The organism is Pseudomonas mosselii (genome assembly GCF_019823065.1).
Classification (GTDB): Bacteria; Pseudomonadota; Gammaproteobacteria; order Pseudomonadales; family Pseudomonadaceae; genus Aquipseudomonas; species Aquipseudomonas mosselii.
Genome location: NZ_CP081966.1, coordinates 437232 through 455962, shown reverse-complemented (window position 1 = coordinate 455962; position 18731 = coordinate 437232). Strand labels below are relative to the sequence as shown.

15 protein-coding genes are annotated in these 18731 nt (G+C 64.3%); 6 read left to right on the top strand and 9 right to left on the bottom strand.

Features of this window, described 5'->3' with window-relative positions; translation table 11 throughout:
* Positions 1–94 precede the first annotated feature (94 nt).
* The 4 genes from K5H97_RS02115 to trxC all read left to right on the top strand — a co-directional run bounded on the left by K5H97_RS02115 (position 95) and on the right by trxC (position 7197).
* Positions 95–1837 carry a potassium/proton antiporter gene (locus K5H97_RS02115; protein WP_028688423.1) on the top strand — a complete coding sequence of 581 codons (1743 nt, stop codon included), beginning with the start codon at positions 95–97 and terminating at the stop codon, positions 1835–1837.
* A 35-nt stretch (positions 1838–1872) separates the two neighbouring features.
* Positions 1873–5178 (top strand): mechanosensitive channel MscK, encoded by a 3306-nt coding sequence (gene mscK, locus K5H97_RS02110; protein WP_028688424.1) that lies wholly within the window; start codon positions 1873–1875, stop codon positions 5176–5178.
* A gap of 79 nt (positions 5179–5257) precedes the next feature.
* A complete protein-coding gene (selO, locus tag K5H97_RS02105) occupies positions 5258–6718 on the top strand; it encodes a protein adenylyltransferase SelO (RefSeq protein ID WP_028688425.1) in 1461 nt (486 codons plus the stop codon).
* Between the two features lie 44 nt (positions 6719–6762).
* Positions 6763–7197, top strand: a complete 435-nt coding sequence (gene trxC / locus K5H97_RS02100; protein ID WP_028688426.1) for a thioredoxin TrxC — start codon at positions 6763–6765, stop codon at positions 7195–7197.
* On the opposite strand, the gene K5H97_RS02095 is transcribed toward trxC, so the two are convergent.
* Together K5H97_RS02095 and K5H97_RS02090 are read right to left on the bottom strand one after the other, a co-directional pair.
* Positions 7194–7967: a ParA family protein gene (locus tag K5H97_RS02095; RefSeq protein WP_028688427.1), complete on the bottom strand. Its 774-nt coding sequence runs from the start codon at positions 7965–7967 to the stop codon at positions 7194–7196. The two genes, trxC and K5H97_RS02095, sit on opposite strands and share 4 nt — an antisense overlap.
* Before the next feature lie 52 nt (positions 7968–8019).
* A complete protein-coding gene (locus tag K5H97_RS02090; protein ID WP_028688428.1) occupies positions 8020–8925 on the bottom strand; it encodes a LysR family transcriptional regulator in 906 nt (301 codons plus the stop codon).
* A gap of 122 nt (positions 8926–9047) precedes the next feature.
* On the opposite strand from K5H97_RS02090, the gene K5H97_RS02085 reads away from it, so the two are divergent.
* Positions 9048–10289 (top strand): MFS transporter, encoded by a 1242-nt coding sequence (locus tag K5H97_RS02085; protein WP_028688429.1) that lies wholly within the window; start codon positions 9048–9050, stop codon positions 10287–10289.
* 32 nt (positions 10290–10321) lie between these two features.
* Here the strand turns inward: K5H97_RS02085 and K5H97_RS02080 are convergent, their stop codons facing one another.
* Both K5H97_RS02080 and K5H97_RS02075 read right to left on the bottom strand, forming a co-directional pair.
* Complete coding sequence (locus K5H97_RS02080) at positions 10322–10888, bottom strand: DUF2780 domain-containing protein (RefSeq protein WP_028688430.1); 567 nt, start codon at positions 10886–10888, stop codon at positions 10322–10324.
* 172 nt (positions 10889–11060) lie between these two features.
* Positions 11061–11249 (bottom strand): hypothetical protein, encoded by a 189-nt coding sequence (locus tag K5H97_RS02075; RefSeq protein WP_028688431.1) that lies wholly within the window; start codon positions 11247–11249, stop codon positions 11061–11063.
* 152 nt (positions 11250–11401) lie between these two features.
* Between K5H97_RS02075 and K5H97_RS02070 the strand changes: the two genes are divergently transcribed.
* Positions 11402–12214 carry an RHS repeat-associated core domain-containing protein gene (locus K5H97_RS02070; protein ID WP_232108732.1) on the top strand — a complete coding sequence of 271 codons (813 nt, stop codon included), beginning with the start codon at positions 11402–11404 and terminating at the stop codon, positions 12212–12214.
* Between the two features lie 81 nt (positions 12215–12295).
* Here K5H97_RS02070 and fdhA read toward each other — a convergent pair whose 3' ends face one another.
* The 5 genes from fdhA to K5H97_RS02045 form a co-directional block, all read right to left on the bottom strand.
* Positions 12296–13495 carry a formaldehyde dehydrogenase, glutathione-independent gene (gene fdhA / locus K5H97_RS02065; protein ID WP_011536143.1) on the bottom strand — a complete coding sequence of 400 codons (1200 nt, stop codon included), beginning with the start codon at positions 13493–13495 and terminating at the stop codon, positions 12296–12298.
* A 289-nt stretch (positions 13496–13784) separates the two neighbouring features.
* Complete coding sequence (purU, locus tag K5H97_RS02060; RefSeq protein ID WP_028688432.1) at positions 13785–14642, bottom strand: formyltetrahydrofolate deformylase; 858 nt, start codon at positions 14640–14642, stop codon at positions 13785–13787.
* 12 nt (positions 14643–14654) lie between these two features.
* A complete protein-coding gene (locus K5H97_RS02055) occupies positions 14655–15287 on the bottom strand; it encodes a sarcosine oxidase subunit gamma (protein WP_028688433.1) in 633 nt (210 codons plus the stop codon).
* Positions 15288–15379: 92 nt separating this feature from the next.
* Positions 15380–18397 (bottom strand): sarcosine oxidase subunit alpha, encoded by a 3018-nt coding sequence (locus K5H97_RS02050; RefSeq protein WP_028688434.1) that lies wholly within the window; start codon positions 18395–18397, stop codon positions 15380–15382.
* On the bottom strand, positions 18394–18729 hold the full coding sequence (locus K5H97_RS02045) for a sarcosine oxidase subunit delta (RefSeq protein WP_028688435.1): 336 nt from the start codon (positions 18727–18729) through the stop codon (positions 18394–18396). Before K5H97_RS02045 ends, K5H97_RS02050 begins: the two co-directional genes overlap by 4 nt.
* Between the last annotated feature and the right edge of the window lie 2 nt (positions 18730–18731).

Sequence of the window (18731 nt, the reverse complement as noted above, 5' to 3'; positions counted from 1 at the left end):
GCCTGCCAATTCATCAGGTTAGAATCGATTGGCACGCGACCTGCTAGTTCATGCTTCCAGGTCCCTTCCCCCGCGATATCCCGGAGTACCACCTTTGGATGCGAGCACCATCAACAGCCTGTTCCTGATCGGCGCTTTACTGGTGGGCGCAAGCATCCTGGTCAGCTCGCTGTCATCGCGCCTGGGCATCCCCATTCTCGTCATCATCCTCGCGGTCGGCATGATTGCCGGGGTCGATGGTGGCGGCATCATCTTCAACAACTACCCGACCGCCTACCTGGTGGGCAACCTGGCACTCGCCGTGATCCTGCTCGACGGCGGCCTGCGCACCCGGGTGGCGAGCTTCCGCGTGGCGCTGTGGCCGGCCCTGTCGTTGGCCACGATCGGCGTGCTGATCACCACCGGCCTGACCGGCATGGTCGCCGCCTGGCTGTTCAACCTGAACCTGATCCAGGGCCTGTTGATCGGCGCCATCGTCGGCTCCACCGATGCCGCGGCGGTGTTCTCGCTGCTCGGCGGCAAGGGCCTGAACGAGCGGGTCACCGCCACCCTGGAGATCGAGTCGGGCAGCAACGACCCGATGGCGGTGTTCCTCACCGTCACCCTGATCGACATGATCGCCAGCGGCCAGACCGGCCTGCACTGGAGCCTGCTCACCCACCTGCTGCGCGAGTTCGGCATCGGCGGGCTGATGGGCCTGGGCGGCGGCTGGCTGATGCTGCAACTGGTCAATCGCATCAACCTGGCCAGCGGCCTGTACCCGATCCTGGTGGTAGCCGGCGGACTGGCGGTGTTCTCCCTGACCAACGCCCTGCACGGCAGCGGCTTCCTGGCCGTGTACCTGTGCGGCCTGGTGCTGGGCAACCGGCCGATCCGCAGCCGCCACGGCATCCTGCACATGCTCGACGGCATGGCCTGGCTGGCGCAGATCGGCATGTTCCTGGTGCTCGGCCTGCTGGTCACGCCCCACGACCTGCTGCCCATCGCCCTGCCGGCCCTGGGCCTGGCGCTGTGGATGATCCTGGTGGCCCGCCCGCTGTCGGTGGTGGCCGCCCTGCTGCCGTTCAAGGCCTTTCATGGTCGCGAGAAAGGCTTTATCAGCTGGGTCGGCCTGCGTGGCGCGGTACCGATCATCCTGGCGGTGTTCCCGCTGATGGCGGGGCTGCCCCAGGCCCAGCTGTTCTTCAACCTGGCCTTCTTCATCGTGCTGGTGTCACTGCTGGTGCAAGGCACCAGCCTGCCGTGGATGGCCAAACTGCTGAAGGTCACGGTACCGCCGGACCCGGCGCCGATTTCCCGCTCCGCACTCGAAGTGCACGTCACCAGCGAGTGGGAGCTGTTCGTCTACCGCCTGGGCGCCGAGAAATGGTGCATCGGCGCCGCCCTGCGCGAGCTGAAGATGCCCGAGGGCACGCGCATCGCCGCCTTGTTTCGCGGCGAGCAACTGCTGCACCCATCGGGCAGCACCGTGCTGGAAGTCGGCGACATGCTCTGCGTGATCGGCCACGAACATAACCTGCCGGCGCTGGGCAAGCTGTTCAGCCAGGCACCACAGCGTGGCCTGGACCTGCGTTTCTTCGGCGACTTCGTCCTCGAAGGCGACGCCGAACTGGGCGCGGTGGCCGCGCTGTATGGCCTGAAACTCGATGGCCTGGACGCGAACATGCCGCTGGCGCAGTTCATCCGACAGAAGGTCGGAGGCGCGCCAGTAGTAGGCGACCAGATCGAATGGCACGGCACGATCTGGACCGTCGCGGTCATGGACGGGAACAAGATCCAGAAAGTGGGCGTCAGATTCCCCGAAGGTACCCGCCCCGGACCCGGGCTGTTCCTCTAAACTCCGATTTGCCGCGTAACACAAGAACTCTGCCTATGTCCCTGCGTGACCATTGCCGCGCAGCCCTGCTGGGGCTGTGCCTGACCCTCTCGTTCGCCGCCGGCGCGGTGGAAGTCCCGACCACCCCGGGCATCCAGAGCAGCCTGAGCAAGATCGCCGAGCGCAAGCTGCCGGAAACCGAGCAGAAAGCCGTGCAGCAGGTGCTGGAGCAGACCCTGGCGCTGCTCAACGCCCGCGACGACAGCGAAAAGAAGCTCGAAGCCCTCAAGCAGCAGCTGGCCGGCGCACCCCAGGAGATCCGCGACAGCCAGCGCGAGTTGATCAAGCTCAAGGCCAGCACCACCCCGCCGGTGGCGCAGCGCTACGCCAGCCTGACGGTACCGCAGCTCGAGCAGATGCTCAGCGAACGCAGCACCCAGCAGGGCGATCTGCAAAAGGCGCTGTCCGAAGCAAACAGCCTGATCATCAATGCGCAGACCCGTCCTGAACGCGCCCAGGCCGAGATCAGCGGCAACCAGATGCGCGCCCAGCAGATCAACAGCAGCCTCAAGAGCGGCAAGGACAACGGCAAGGCGATCAACGCCGACCAGCGCAACCAGCTCAACGCCGAGCTGGCCTCGCTCAACGCGCTGACCCTGCTGCGCCGCCAGGAACTGGCCGGCAACAGCGTGCTGCAGGACCTGGGCAACGCCCGCCACGACCTGCTGATCGAGCGCGCCACCCGCCTGGAGCAGGAAATCCAGGACCTGCAGACGCTGATCAACGAAAAGCGCCTGGCCCAGTCGCAACAGGCCGTCACCCGCCAGTCGATCGAGGCGCAGAAGGCCGGCGGCAGCAACCTGTTGGCCACCGAGAGCACCGCCAACCTGCAACTGTCCGACTACCTGCTGCGCAGCACCGATCGCCTCAACGAGGTGACCCAGCAGAACCTGCGTACCAAGCAACAGCTCGACAGCCTCACCCAGGCCGACCTGGCCCTGGACGAACAGATCAACGTGCTCAAGGGCAGCCTGCTGCTGTCGAAGATCCTCTACAAGCAGAAGCAGGCCCTGCCGCACCTGAAGCTTGACCGCAACCTGGCCGACCAGATCGCCGATATCCGCCTCTACCAGTTCGAGATCAACCAGGAACGCGAACAGATAAGCAGCCCGTCCACCTATGTGGACAAGCTGCTGGCCAGCCAGCCCGAGGAAGATGTCACCCCGCAACTGCGCAAGGCCCTGCTGGAAGTGGCGATCACCCGCAGCGACTTGCTCGAACGATTGAACCGCGAGCTGTCGGCGCTGCTCAACGAATGCATCACCCTGCAGTTGAACCAGAAGCAACTGCTGAGCACCGCCCAGAACCTGCGCACCACGCTGGAAGAACAGATGTTCTGGATCCCCAGCAACAAGCCGCTGGACTGGCAATGGCTGCGCGAGGTACCCGAGCGCCTGACCACCCAGGTGGCCAGCCTGCCTTGGGGCGCAGGCATCAAGGAGCTGGCGGACGGCCTGGTGCAACAGCCGCTGCTGTTCCTGCCGCTGATCCTGGTGATCGGCGCCCTGCTGTGGCGGCGCAAGGCGCTGTACCGACGGCTGGGCAAGGTCCACCAGGACATCGGCCACTTCAAGCGCGACAGCCAGTGGCACACGCCCCAGGCGATCCTGATCAACATCCTCCTGGCCCTGCCGGTGGCCCTGGCCCTGACCCTGGGCAGCTACGCCCTGCAGCTCGATGCCCGCGGGCAGAACGCCAACCTCGGCGCCGCCTTGTGGCAGATCGCCCAGGCCTGGCTGGTGTTCTACACCGCCTACCGTATCCTCGCCCCGGGCGGCGTGGCCGAGATCCACTTCCGCTGGCACAAGCCGCAGGTCGAGTTCCTGCGCGGCTGGGTGCGCCGGCTCGGCACCGTGGTGCTGGCCCTGGTCGGCGTGGTGGCGGTGGCCGAACACCAGCCATCGGCCCTGGCCGAGGACGTGCTGGGCATCGGCGTGGTACTGACCTGCTACGCGCTGATGGCCTGGCTGCTCAGCCGCCTGCTGCTGAGCAGCCCGGCGCACCGCAACACCTCGCTGTTCCGCAAGGCCGTCGGGGTGGCCTTCACCGCCCTGCCCATCGCCCTGTTCGTGGCGGTGTGCTTCGGCTACTACTACACCGCCCTCAAGCTCACCGACCGGCTGATCTACACCCTCTACCTGCTGCTGTTCTGGCTGGTGATCGAGGCCGCATTCGTGCGCGGCCTGTCGGTGGCGGCGCGGCGCCTGGCCTACCAGCGCGCCCTGAGCAAACGCCAGGCGGCCAAGGAAGGGCTCGACGGCGAAGTGGTGGTCGAGGAGCCGACCCTGGACATCGAGCAAGTCAACCAGCAGTCCCTGCGCCTGATCCGCCTGGCCCTGCTCGGCGGCTTCATCGGCGGGCTGTACTGGGTCTGGGCAGACCTGATCACGGTATTCGCCTACCTCAACAACATCACCCTCTACGAATACAGCAGCGGCACCGGCGCGGCGGCGAGCATGGTACCGATCAGCCTCGGCGACCTGCTCGGCGCCATGGTTATCGCCGGCATCGCCGTGGCCCTGGCCAGCAACCTGCCGGGCTTGCTCGAGGTGCTGGTGCTGTCGCGCCTGAACCTTGCCCAGGGCAGCGCCTACGCCATCACCACGCTGCTGTCCTATGTGATCGCCGGCGTCGGCATCGTCAGCACCCTGGCCACCCTCGGGGTCAGCTGGGACAAGCTGCAATGGCTGGTGGCGGCCCTGTCGCTGGGCCTGGGCTTCGGCATGCAGGAGATCTTCGCCAACTTCATCTCCGGCATCATGATCCTGTTCGAGCGCCCGGTGCGCATCGGCGACACCATCACCATCGGCAACCTGTCCGGCACGGTGAGCAGGATCCGCATCCGCGCCACCACCATCACCGACTTCGACCGCAAGGACATCATCGTCCCCAACAAGACCTTCATTACCGGCCAGCTGATCAACTGGTCGCTGACCGACACGGTCACCCGGGTGACGCTGAAGCTGGGCATCGACTACGGCTCGGACCTTGACCTGGTGCGCGACCTGCTGCTCAAGGGCGCCCACGAGAACCCACGGGTGCTCAAGGATCCGGAACCGCTGGTGTACTTCCTCAACTTCGGCGAAAGCTCGCTGGACCACGAGCTGCGCATGCATGTGCGCGACCTGGGCGACCGCAACCCGACGCTGGACGAGCTGAACCGCTATATCAACCGGGAGTTCAAGGCGCACAACATCAAGATCTCGGTGCGCCAGGTGGAGGTGTTCCTCATGGACCCGAAGAACGGCAAGCAGCAATTGATCCCGATGGACGGCAAACCGGACAGCACGCCGCCGAGCTGAGTGGACTACGACAGGCATGCCCTCCAGAATGCAGGCGAGGGCTTTGCCCTCGATGGCACCGAATCCAGGAGCAGGCCCCGTGAAGTCCCTCGAGCAACTCACCTTCGACAACCGCTTCGCCCAACTCGGCGATGCCTTCTCCACCCAGGTCCTGCCCGACCCGATCGCCGATCCACGCCTGGTCGTCGCCAGTGAATCGGCCATGGCCCTGCTCGATCTCGACCCGGCACAGGCCGAGCTGCCGGTGTTCGCCGAGCTGTTCAGCGGCCACAAGCTTTGGGAAGAGGCCGACCCACGGGCGATGGTGTATTCCGGTCACCAGTTCGGCTCGTACAACCCGCGCCTGGGTGATGGTCGTGGCCTGCTGCTGGGCGAGGTTCTCAACGATGCCGGCGAGCACTGGGACCTGCACCTCAAGGGCGCCGGCCAGACGCCCTACTCGCGCATGGGCGACGGCCGCGCCGTGCTGCGCTCGTCGATCCGCGAATTCCTCGCCTCCGAGGCCCTGCACGCCCTGGGCATTCCCAGCAGCCGCGCGCTGTGCGTGATCGGCTCGAGCACCCCGGTATGGCGCGAAGCCCGCGAGAGCGCTGCCATGCTCCTGCGCCTGGCCCAAAGCCACGTGCGCTTCGGCCACTTCGAATACTTCTACTACACCAAGCAACCGGAACAGCAGCGGGTGCTGATAGACCATGTGCTGGAGCAGCACTACCCCGAGTGCCGCGACGCCGAGCAGCCCTACCTGACCATGTTCCGCACCCTCGTCGAGCGCAACGCCGAGCTGATCGCCCGCTGGCAGGCCTATGGCTTCTGCCACGGAGTGATGAACACCGACAACATGTCGATCCTGGGCATCACCTTCGACTTCGGCCCCTACGCCTTCCTCGACGACTTCGACGCCAACTTCATCTGCAACCATTCCGATGACCGGGGCCGCTACAGCTACGCCAACCAGGTGCCAATCGCCCACTGGAACCTCAGCGCCCTGGCCCAGGCCCTGACCACGGTGATCGAAGTCGAGCCGCTGAAGGAGGCGCTGGGGCTGTTCCTGCCGCTGTACCAGGCGCACTACCTTGACCTGATGCGCCGCCGCCTGGGCCTGACCACGGCCGAGGACGACGACATGGCGCTGGTCGAGCGCCTGCTGCAGTGCATGCAGCGGGGGGGCGTGGACTACACCCTGTTCTTCCGCCGCCTGGGCGAGCAGCCCGTGGCCCAGGCCCTGCAGGTGGTGCGGGAAGATTTCATCGACCTGGCCGGCTTCGACGCCTGGAGCACCGACTACCAGGCGCGCTGCGCGCGCGAAGCGGGCAATGCAGAAGGGCGCCGCGAGCGCATGCATGCGATCAATCCGCTGTATGTGCTGCGCAACTACCTGGCGCAGAAGGCCATCGAAGCCGCCGAGGCGGGCGACTACAGTGAAGTGCGGCGGCTGCATCAGGTGCTGGGCAAGCCGTTCGAGGAACAGCCCGGGATGCAGGCCTATGCCGAACGGCCACCTGAGTGGGGCAAGCACCTGGAAATCAGCTGTTCGTCATGAACCCCGGGGCCGCTACGCGGCCCCAGCCACATCAAGGAGATAAAATGTCCGCCCCCCTGGTAATCCCCTGCCCTCACTGCAACGGCCTCAACCGCCTGCCCGCCGAGCGCCTGGGCGACAGCCCCAAATGCGGCCGCTGCAAGCAGGACGTGCTGCTCGCTCAGCCCTTCGAACTGAACGAGAGCACCTACGCCGCCCAGATCAAAGGCGACCTGCCGTTGCTGCTGGATGTCTGGGCCGACTGGTGCGGCCCCTGCAAGAGTTTCGCCCCGGTGTTCGAACAGGCCGCCCGTCAGCTCGCCGGACGCTGCCGCCTGGCCAAGCTCGACAGCGAGGCCAACCGCAACCTGGCCGGCCAGCTCGGCATCCGCTCGATCCCCAGCCTGATCCTGTTCAGGAACGGCCGCGAAGTGGCTCGCCAGGCCGGCGCGTTCCCACTACAGTCGTTGCTGGAGTGGCTGCGCAGCCAGGGTGTCTAGGCGCTGCGCTCCAGCAGATCATGCAACTCGACGAACTGCTGGGTAAGCTTGTGCCGTGGCTCCAGGTGGATCAACGGCAGGCTGGCATGGTGGGATTCGCGCATCTTCACCGAACTGCCCAGGTACACCGGCAGTACCGGCAGGCCCTCGGCCAGCAGCTCGTCGAGCATCTGCTGGGGCAGGCTGGCCCGTGACTGGAACTGGTTGACCACGATACCCTCGACCACCAGCTCGTCGTTGTGGTCTTCCTTGAGTTCGTCGATCTCGGCCAGCAGGCCGTACAGCGCCTGGCGCGAGAAGCTGTCACAGTCGAAGGGAATCAGCACGCGATCGGCGGCGATCAGTGCGGAAACCGCGTAGAAGTTCAACGCCGGCGGCGTATCGATGTAGATCCGCTCGTAGTCTTCGTCCAGCTCGTCGAGCAGTTTGCGCAGCTTGTTGATCTTGTGCTTGGCCTCGAGCTTGGGCTGCAGGTCGGCCAGCTCCGGGGTGGCGGTCACCACGTGGAGGTTGTCGAAGGGGGTTTCGTAGATATCGACCTTGTTCTTCTTGGCGAACGGCCCGCTGGACAGCGACTGCTTGAAGAAGTCTGCGATGCCCATGGGGATGTCGTCGCCGGTCAGGCCGGTCAGGTACTGGGTCGAGTTGGCCTGGGCATCCAGGTCGATCAGCAGGGTCCGATAGCCTTCACTGGCACTGACCGCCGCGAGATTACAGGCAATGCTCGACTTGCCCACGCCACCTTTCTGATTGAACACCACGCGCCGCATGTCAGACCTCCGTGTATCAACGAATGCCCGAGTATGTGGTCAGCGCAGCGGTTTAGCCAGCACCTTCGGGCTGTTCCAGCCCGGCCAGCAGGGCGATGAAGGCATTGGCCATGGCCGAGCCGGGCGCCTCGCGACGTACCAGCCACACGGCGGTCATGGCCTCTTCGTCGAGCAACGTGCGGTACACCACGCCTTCGATGCGCATGCGCTGGAACGAGGCCGGCAACACCGAAACACCCAACCCCGCCGACACCAGGCCGATGATGGTCATCGCCTCACCGGCTTCCTGGGCGAAATGCGGGCTGAAACCCGCCTGGCGCGCCAGGCTCAGCAACTGGGCATGCAGGCCACTGCCGTAGCTGCGCGGGAAGAATACGAACGGCTCATGGGCCAGGGCTTGCATATGTACACCCTGTTCGCTGCCAATGGCCAGCGGGTGCGATGCATTGAGCACGGCTACCAGGGGTTCGCGGAACAGCTCGGTGCAAGCGATCCCTTCCGGCAACGGCATCGGTCGCATCAGGCCGATTTCGATGGACTCGTCGAACACCGCCTCCACCACTTCTCGGCTGCTCATTTCCTTGAGGTTGAGGTGCACTGACGGATAGCGCTGGCGGAAGGCCCGAATGGCCTGGGGAATCCGCGAGGTGAAGGGTGCCGACGAGGTGAAGCCGATCTTCATCTCGCCCAGTTCACCCAGCTGCGCTCGCCGCGCCACATCGGCGGCCTTCTCCACCTGCGCCAGCACCTGGCGCGCCTCCTCGAGGAACAGCCGCCCGGCCTCGCTCAACTCGACCCGGCGGTTGGTGCGCTCGAACAGGCGGGCCCCAAGCTCCTGCTCCAGGGCCTGGATCTGCTGGCTCAAGGGAGGCTGGGAAATACCCAGCTGCTGGGCGGCGCGGCCGAAATGCAGTTCCTCGGCCACGGCGATGAAATAGCGCAGATGACGCAGCTCCATGATCGACTCCAAACAGGTCGTAAAACGTCTTGAACGGGTCGAACAATATATTGGATCTAATCATTAGCCAGCTATATGCTTTTTTTACCGCAGCACCGGCCCCAGCGCCCGAGGTACCCTCTGTGAGATCCGTCGTAGTCCCCCTGCCTGCCGAACCCGAGCCTGTCGTCGACGATACCTGGATCGAGAAAGGCTCCCCCGCCTTCATGAAGACCGTGCTGGCCCTGTTCAGCGGTGGCTTCGCCACCTTTGCCCTGTTGTACTGCGTGCAGCCGATGATGCCGCTGCTGTCCCGGGAGTTTTCCATCAACGCCGCGCAGAGCAGCCTGGTGCTGTCGGTGTCCACCGCCATGCTGGCGTTCGGGCTGCTGGTCACCGGGCCGATCTCCGACCGCATCGGGCGCAAGCCGGTGATGGTCTTCGCCCTGCTCTGCGCCGCCCTGTCGACCCTGGCCAGCGCGGTGATGCCGAACTGGGAGCTGGTGCTGGCGACGCGCGCCCTGGTGGGTTTGTCGTTGAGCGGCCTGGCGGCGGTGGCGATGACCTACCTGAGCGAAGAAATCCACCCGCAGCACATCGGCCTGGCCATGGGCCTGTACATCGGTGGCAACGCCATCGGCGGCATGAGCGGGCGCCTGATCACCGGCGTGCTGATCGACTTTGTCAGCTGGCACACGGCGATGCTCACCATCGGCGGATTGGCCCTGGCAGCGGCGCTGGTGTTCTGGAAAGTGCTGCCCGAATCGCGCAACTTCCGGCCCCAGGCCCTGAATCCGCGCAGCCTGCTGGACGGCTTCGCCATGCACTTCAGGGACGCAGGGTTGCCCTGGCTGTTCCTCGAAGCCTTCCTGCTGATGGGCGCCTTCGTCACCCTGTTCAATTACATCGGCTACCGCCTGCTGGCTGGGCCCTATCACATGAACCAGGCGCTGGTCGGGTTGCTGTCGGTGGTGTATTTGTCAGGGATATACAGTTCGGCGCAGGTCGGCGCCCTGGCCGACAGGCTGGGACGGCGCAAGGTGTTCTGGGCCAGCATCCTGGTGATGGCCGGGGGCCTGTTGATGACCCTGGCCACCCCATTGGCGATGATCATCGTCGGCATGCTGGTGTTCACCTTCGGCTTCTTCGGCGCGCACTCGGTGGCCAGCAGCTGGATCGGCCGCCGGGCGCTGAAGGCCAAGGGACAGGCGTCTTCGCTTTACCTGTTCTGCTACTACGCGGGATCAAGTGTCGCCGGGACTGCCGGCGGGGTGTTCTGGCACCGGTGGGGCTGGAACGGGACAGGGCTGTTCATTGCCAGCCTGCTGGCGGTCGCATTGCTGGTGGCGCTGCACCTGAGCAAGTTGGCGCCTAAGTCAGGCTGATCCCACGACCGCTCAGTGCCGGTGTCAGACGCTCAGACCGATGGCTGACTCAACGGCGCAGGGGCGTTCCACAGGCTGCCCAGGTTCTGCAACAACGACCCGGCAATTCCTTGCTGCCCCAGGTACTGCAGGATCAACGGCGCGAACTGCCCGATCATCCCGGTATCCATGCCCAGCGCCTTGAAGGCGTTGTCCAGGTCGCTGCGGTTCTGCACCTCACCGCCCAGCGCGTTGCTCAGCGCCGAGCTGTTCTTGTCATTGCCGAGCAACTGCCCCAGGCCGCTCAGCCCTCCCAGCGCATTGGTACCCGACAGCAGGTCCAGCCCGGGCACGGCCTTGGTCAGTTGCCCATAGTCGTCGCCGCTGAGGTTGTTGCGCGCCAGCCCCAGCATCGCCCCGGCGCCGCCGATGGCCTGCTCTGGGGTGATCTTCAATTCGCTGCCCAAGGTGTTGAGGAGGTTGGCCTGGCCGGCCGGCGCCTGGCCCTGTTGGTTCTGGTTCTGCATGGCCGAGACGGCGTTGGCCGCGTCGCTGAGGTTGAAGGCGAACACCGGGCTTGCGGCCAGGGTCATCAGGGTTGCCAGGGTGAATGCTTTCATCAGGAGGGGCCTCGTCGGCCGGAATGGCCGGAAAACGAGGGATTGGACTGGAGCGCCGGGGGTTTGTTCCGGGCCGGCCATCGGTGTTCATTGCAGGGTCTTATCGCGGGGCAAGCTGCTCCCACGAAGCCCTGGGTCATTCGTGGGAGCGGGCTTGCCCCGCGATGGACATTTACTGGCCGGCTCTGTTCTCCACCGCACAGGCCAGCGCATCCGCCTGCCCCCAGGCGATCTGCATGGCCCGCAGCCCAAGCTTGAGCAACTGCCGCGTCTCCTCGTCCTCGATACGGTCCAGTGCCCGGTAGCTGTCGCTGAAGGCGAACATCAGGTAGTGGGAGACGTTGGCCAGCACGTATTCCATGGGCACGACACCATTCCTGAGCCCTCACGAATCCAGTGAGAAACAACCTGAGAATGAGTAGGAGCTTTCCCAGACCTGATATTTTTGCCAGTTGTCACTCGGCTAACCTTCGTCGCAGAGTAGAGCGAAACCTGCCTCCAGACGGAGTTCACATGGCACAGAAATACAAAATCAAGTCAGGCACCGGCTTGCTGGCTTCAGACATGCAAGGATCCATTCTGCTCCATCGCCAACTGCCGGACGAACTTAAATTATCGTATGCGCCTTACGGAGGCTCATCCGCAAAATTGACTAAGCCCCCCATATTGAGTTTCAACGCTCAGCTTCGGGAGCACACGGGCCACTACCTGCTGGGAAACGGATATCGAATATTCAGTCCACAATTAATGCGCTTCATCTCGGCGGACCACCTAAGCCCATTTGGTGTCGGTGGCATCAATAGCTACATGTACTGCTCAGGCGACCCAGTCAACAACATTGACCCGAGCGGTCACGCTGGTATTAAAAGGCCCCTTGGACATTTACTGGACCCCATCGGGGTTAATGGCGGAAAGCTGTACGAGTCGTTCTTGAGCGACGGGAAACGCATGCTTAACCCGAACAAACCAGCCAAACTAGGAACAGAGTACAAACAAGCCATATCCAATGGAATTGATGAGTCGAATGCGTTAATCGGAAAATTCAATAGATACAGCTCAAGAGAGGAAGCCCAACAATACATCGCGCATGAGAAAACAGCAGCAGCAGCTCAAAAAACCATGGAGCGGCATACCGGCTCGGACAGAGGTGATAAAGCGCATTACAAGCGAGCCAGTGAAGACGAAACAATGGCTAAATCACGAATGAAATTCTTGCGAACACAATACAACTTCATAGATGACTGGCTAGAGTTAAGAGTTATTCTGCCATCACTCCAGAGCGACATTTCAAAAGCAAACCAAGTGCTGAGATTAGGGGAGCCTTAAATGACGCTCGCACAAGCCCTGTACAACCGCACGGTAAACATCTAAAAACCAATGCCCCAAACGGGGCACTGGTGCATTCTGTTAAGCCGCACTAAACGTCTTATGTGGATCAATCACAAACTTCTTCGGCACCCCCGCATCAAACTCGCCATACCCCTCCGGCGCCTGGTCCAGGCTGATCACCTGCACCCCCACCACTTCGGCGATATTGATGCGATCCCACATGATCGCCTGCATCAGCTGGCGGTTGTACTTCATGGTCGGGGTCTGCCCGGTGTGGAAGCTGTGGGACTTGGCCCAACCCAGGCCGAAACGAATGCTCAGCGCGCCAATCTTGGCAGCGGCATCCACTGCGCCCGGATCCTCGGTCACGTACAGGCCCGGAATACCGATCTTGCCAGCCACGCGGGTCACCTGCATCAGCGAGTTGAGCACGGTGGCCGGGGCCTCGTGCTTGGCGCCTTCATGGCCATGGCCACGGGCCTCGAAGCCAACGGCATCGACGGCACAATCCACTTCCGGCTCACCGAGGATATCGATGATCTGCTCGTGCAGCGGAGTGTCCTTGGACAGGTCGACCACTTCGAAACCTTGCGACTTGGCATGGGCCAGCCGGGCCGGGTTGAGGTCGCCGACGATCACGCAGGCAGCGCCCAACAGGCGGGCGGAAGCGGCGGCGGCCAAGCCGACCGGGCCGGCACCTGCGACGTAGACGGTGCTGCCCGGGCCGACACCGGCAGTGACGGCGCCGTGGTAACCGGTGGGGAGGATGTCGGACAGGCAGGTCAGGTCGCGGATCTTCTCCATGGCCTTGTCGCGGTCCGGCAGTTTCAGCAGGTTGAAGTCGGCGTAGGGCACCAGTACGTACTCGGCCTGGCCGCCGGTCCAGTCGCCCATGTCAACGTAACCGTAGGCACCACCGGCGCGGGCCGGGTTGACGGTGAGGCAGACGCCGGTGTGCATCTCCTTGCACGAGCGGCAGCGACCGCAGGCGACGTTGAAGGGTACCGACACCAGATCGCCGATTTTCAGGCGTTCGACGTCACGGCCCATTTCGACGATTTCACCGGTGATTTCATGACCCAGGACCAGGCCGACCTGGGCGGTGGTGCGGCCGCGGACCATGTGCTGGTCGGAGCCGCAGATGTTGGTGGAGACCACCTTGAGGATGACGCCGTGCTCGATCTTCTTGCCGCGCGGGTCCTGCATCTTGGGGTAGTCGATCTTCTGCACCTCGACCTTGCCCGCGCCGAGATACACCACTCCACGGTTACCAGACATGCTTCTTACCTCGCTTGATTTGTATTTATGCAGCGGTGGTGGAAAGCGCCGCCTTTCCGTGGGCGGCCTGTGTTACTGGAATGAAGGGAATTGTGGGCTGGATAGGAGGCGGGGCGGTGACTGGATGCGACAAGCAAATGCCTGTTCACGGCAGGCCAAAAGCCGGGGCCGCTGTGCGGCCCTTTCGCGACACAAGGCCGCTCCTACATGGCCAGCGCAACCCCTGAGACTTGCGCTTTACCTGTGGGAGCGGCCTTGTGTCGCGATGAGCTGCAAAGCAGCCCCAATGTCAAAGCACCACAGTCCGATTGGCGTTGAGGAACACCCGTCGCTCGATGTGATAACCCACAGCCCGCGCCAGGGTCAGGCACTCGATATCGCGCCCCTTGGCGATCAGGTCCTCGGGATAGTGCGCATGGTCAACCACCTCGACGCCCTGGGCGATGATCGGCCCTTCGTCCAGGTCGTTGTTAATGTAGTGCGCCGTGGCGCCAACCATCTTCACGCCCTTGTTGTAGGCCTGGTGATACGGTTTGGCGCCCTTGAAACCGGGCAGCAACGAGTGGTGGATGTTGATCGCCCAGCCATCCAGTCGCCGGCACAACTCCGGCGACAGCACCTGCATGTAGCGGGCGAGGATCACCAGCTCGGCGCCGCTCTCCTCGATCACCTGCAGCACCTTGCGCTCCTGCGCCGGCTTGTCGTTCGGATCGAGGGCGAAGTGGTAATAGGGGATCTTGTGCCAATGTGCCAGCGGCTCGAGGTCAGGATGGTTGGACACCACCGCGACCACGTCCATGGCCAGCTGGCCGATGCGCTGGCGGTACAGCAGGTCGTTAAGGCAGTGGTCGGCCTTGGACACCATGATCACCACCTTGGGGCGGTGATTCGGCGCGGTCAGCTCGAACGCCATGCCAAAGGCTTCGCTGCGCTCGGCCAGGCCTGCGCGAAAACCGTCCTCGTCGAAGCCATCGGGGGCACGGAACTCCACGCGAATGAAGAACCGCCCCGACAGCCGGTCATCGAAGGAATGGTGCTCGGTGACGTAGCAGCGTTGCTCGTAGAGATGACGCGTCACCACATCGACCGTGCCGAGCATGCTCGGGCAGTCGGCAGTGAGGATCCAGGTGTCCGGTGCCCGACTCATGGGTAATGCTCCTTACGCTTCGATGGCCAGGCCGTATTCGGCCGACGCGTCCTGCAGCCACAGCCACCAGTAGTCAGAGAAGCTGCGGCGGATCACCAGCTCCCAGGTGTCCTCGGCGGTGCGCCGGATCACCAGTTGCGACTTGGCGAACACGGTGCCAACGGCCTTGCCCACCGGGAAGTTGTTCGGGTGTACATCATAGCTGGTGGATTTCATCAGCACGTCGCGCACGTTCGGGCCGCGTAGCTCGAGCAGGGTCTGTCCGCCGCTGACGTTGACCACCTGGATATGCTGGCCGTCGAGGGCATCGCGCAGCTTCTGCTCGACGGCGAACTCCTGGCCGCCGGGGACAATCAGCAGCCACTCGTCCGGGCCCACCCATTGCAGCGACATCTCGCTGTTGGCGACCACGGTCAGAGCCACCGGCAGCTCCAGACCCAAGGCCTTGTGCACGCCGCCGGCGAAGGCCTGGTCATGGCCATTGCCACGGATAGTCAGGTGGCCGAGGAGTTTCTTCTCGCGCAGGGTCACGCCTGCGTTCTTGCGGCCCTTGCCGACCAGGCTGGCCAGGTCGGCGTGGTGCAGCGGCGACTGGGCCTTGGCATCGGAGCCTGGGTTTTGCTGGAAGACGTTGATAGCGCTCATTTCTTACCTGCCTTGAATTCTTGTGCGAGGAACCACGCTGACCTCGAGGGAGCGGGCTTGAGCGCTCCCTCGCAGATCCCGTCATCCTGGAATCAAACGTTCTGCCGCTCGCCCTTCGGATCGAAGAACACCGAAGACACGATCTCGGCCTCGATCACGCTGCCGTCGGCCTGGGGCGAATACACCCGCTCACCCAGGCGCTTGAGGCCGCCCTTGACCACGCCCATGGCGAACGAATAGCCCAGGGAGTTGGCCGCGTAGCTGGAGGTGACATGACCAACCATGTCCATCGGGATCGGTTGCTTGGGATCGAACACCAGCTGGGCGCCTTCCGGCAGCCACACGTTCGGGTCCACAGGCTTGAGGCCCACCAGCTGCTTGCGGTTCTCGCGCACGGTATCTTCACGGTTCATGCCGCGCAGGCCGATCCACGAGAAGGCCTTGTTGCGACCCACGCACCAGCTCATGTTGAGGTCGTCCGGGGTCATCGAGCCGTCGGTGTCCTGGCCGACGATGATGAAGCCCTTCTCGGCACGCAGCACGTGCATGGTCTCGGTGCCGTACGGGGTCAGGTTGTACTTCTTGCCCGCCTCGACAATCTGCTCCAGCACGCCCATGGCGTAGTTGGCCTGGACGTTGATCTCGTACGACAGCTCGCCGGTGAACGAGATGCGGAACACCCGTGCCGGCACGCCGCCAACCAGGCCTTCCTTCCAGCTCATGAACGGGAAGCCTTCCTTGTCCAGGTCGATGTCGCTGACCTCGGCCAGCAGCTTGCGGCTGTTGGGGCCGGACAGGGTCATGGTCGCCCAGTGGTCGGTGACCGAGGTGAAGTACACCTTCATCTCTGGCCATTCGGTCTGGTGGTAAAGCTCCAGCCACTGCAGCACACGGGCGGCGCCGCCGGTGGTGGTGGTCATGATGAAGTGGTTGTCGCCGACGCAGGCGGTCACGCCGTCGTCGAAGACCATGCCGTCTTCCTTGCACATCAGGCCGTAGCGGGCCTTGCCCACGTCGAGCTTGGTCCAGGCGTTGGTGTAGATGCGGTTGAGGAATTCGCGCGCGTCCGGGCCCTGGATGTCGATCTTGCCCAGGGTCGAGGCGTCCAGCAGGCCGACGCTGTCACGTACAGCCTTGCATTCGCGGGCCACGGCGGTGTGGATATCTTCGCCGGGCTTGGGGAAGTACCACGGGCGCTTCCACTGGCCGACGTCCTCGAACTCGGCGCCGTTCTTGATGTGCCAGGCATGCAGGGCGGTGAAGCGCACCGGCTCGAACAGGTGGCCGCAGTGCCGGCCCGCCACCGCGCCGAAGGTCACCGGCGTGTAGTTGGGGCGGAACATGGTGGTGCCCATTTCCGGGATGCCGATTCCGAGCGAGCGGGCGGCGATGGCCAGGCCGTTGATGTTGCCCAGCTTGCCCTGGTCGGTGCCGAAGCCCAGGGCGGTGTAGCGCTTGACGTGCTCGACCGACTCGAAGCCTTCGCGGGTGGCCAGCTCGATGGCGGCGGCGGTGACATCGTTCTGCTGGTCGACGAACTGCTTCGGCGCACGGGCGGTGCCCTTGTCGTGGGGCACCTGGAATAGTGCCACGGTGGCTTCTTCCTTGCGCGCCAGGGTTTTCGGCAGGGTGCCGACGCTAGCCTTGAAGCCGGCCTCGGTGGCGGCGCGAACACCGCCCTCGAAGCCGTCAGCGATCACATCGCCCAGGGCATAGACGCCGTTCACGCCACCGACGCACACGCGCTTCTGCGGTGCATCGCCCGGGACGAAGCCGAGGATGTCTTCACGCCAGACCGGGCGACCGCCCAGGTGCGAGGCCAGGTGGACCACTGGGCTGTAACCGCCGGAAGTCGCGATCAGGTCGCACTCGAGGGTTTCACCCGGGCTGGTAACCTTGTGCGCCTGCACATCGATGGCGGCCACGCGGGCGCCAGTGACGTGCTTGCTGCCCTTGGCCTCGATCACGGCGCTGGAGGTGAGGATACGGATACCTTTGGCGCGAGCCTCTTCGACCAGCGAACCGCGTGGGTTGTGGCGGGCATCGGCAATGGCGACCACCTGCAGACCCGCGTCGTGCCAGTCCAAAGCGCAGCGGTAGGCGTGGTCGTTGTTGGTCGACAGCACCAGCTTGCGGCCCGGCGCCACGCCATAGCGGCGAACGTAGGTGGACACGGCACCCGCCAGCATGTTGCCCGGCAGGTCGTTGTTGCCGTACACCAGCGGGCGCTCATGGGCGCCAGCAGCCAGAACCACACGGTTGGCGCGCACACGGTGCACGCGTTGGCGTACCTGGCCGATGGGCGCGCGGTCGCCGAGGTGGTCGGTCAGACGCTCGTGGATGGTCAGGAAGTTGTGGTCGTGGTAGCCGTTGACCGTGCTGCGTGGCAGCAGGGTGACTTCCGGCAGCGACTCCAGCTCGGCAACGACGGTATTGACCCAGTCGACGGCTGGTTTGCCATCAAGGGTTTCGCGGCTGTCGAGCAAGGTGCCGCCGAACTCCTCCTGCTCGTCCGCCAGGATCACCCGGGCGCCGCTGCGCGCGGCAGCCAGCGCAGCGGCCAGGCCAGCAGGGCCGGCGCCGACGATCAGCACGTCGCAGTGCTGGTTCATGTAGTCGTAGCTGTCCGGATCGTTCTGCAGCGGCGCACGGCCCAGGCCCGCCGCCTTGCGGATGTACTTCTCGTAGGTCATCCAGAACGACTTGGGGTACATGAAGGTCTTGTAGTAGAACCCGGGCGGCATCATGTTGCCGCCGACCTTGCCGATGATGCCCATCATGTCGTTGTTGACGTTCGGCCAGCCGTTGGTGCTGGTGGCCACCAGGCCGGCATACAGGGCCTGCTGGGTGGCGCGCACGTTGGGGATCTGGGTGGCTTCGCTGGAGCCGATCTGCAGGATCGCGTTCGGCTCCTCGGTACCGGCGGCGATGATCCCGCGCGGGCGCGAGTACTTGAAGCTGCGCCCGACGATGTCGACGCCGTTGGCCAGCAGCGCGGCGGCCAGGGTGTCGCCGGCATAGCCCTGGTAGGTCTTGCCGTTGAAGCTGAAGTTCAGCACCTTGCTGCGGTCGATACGGCCGCCGCTGGCGAGGCGATAGGTCTGGCTCATACTTTTTCCCCTTGGCCCTTGGCGGTCGCTGGCGCGGTGCTCTGTTTCGAGGCGGCGGTAACCTGAGGTTTCTCGCCGATCTTGTAGGTTTCCAGGATCTCGTAGGTCACGGTGTCGCGGGTGACGTTGAAGTACTGGCGACAGCCCGCGACGTGGTCCCACAGTTCATGGTGGATGCCGCGCGGGTTGTCGCGGAAGAACATGTAGGTGCCCCACTCCTCGTCGGAGCAGGCGTTGGGGTCCAGCGGGCGGGCGATGTGCGCCTGGCCCGACGCGTGGAATTCTTCCTCGGAGCGCAGCTCGCCGCAGTGGGGACAGAAGATTTGCAACATGA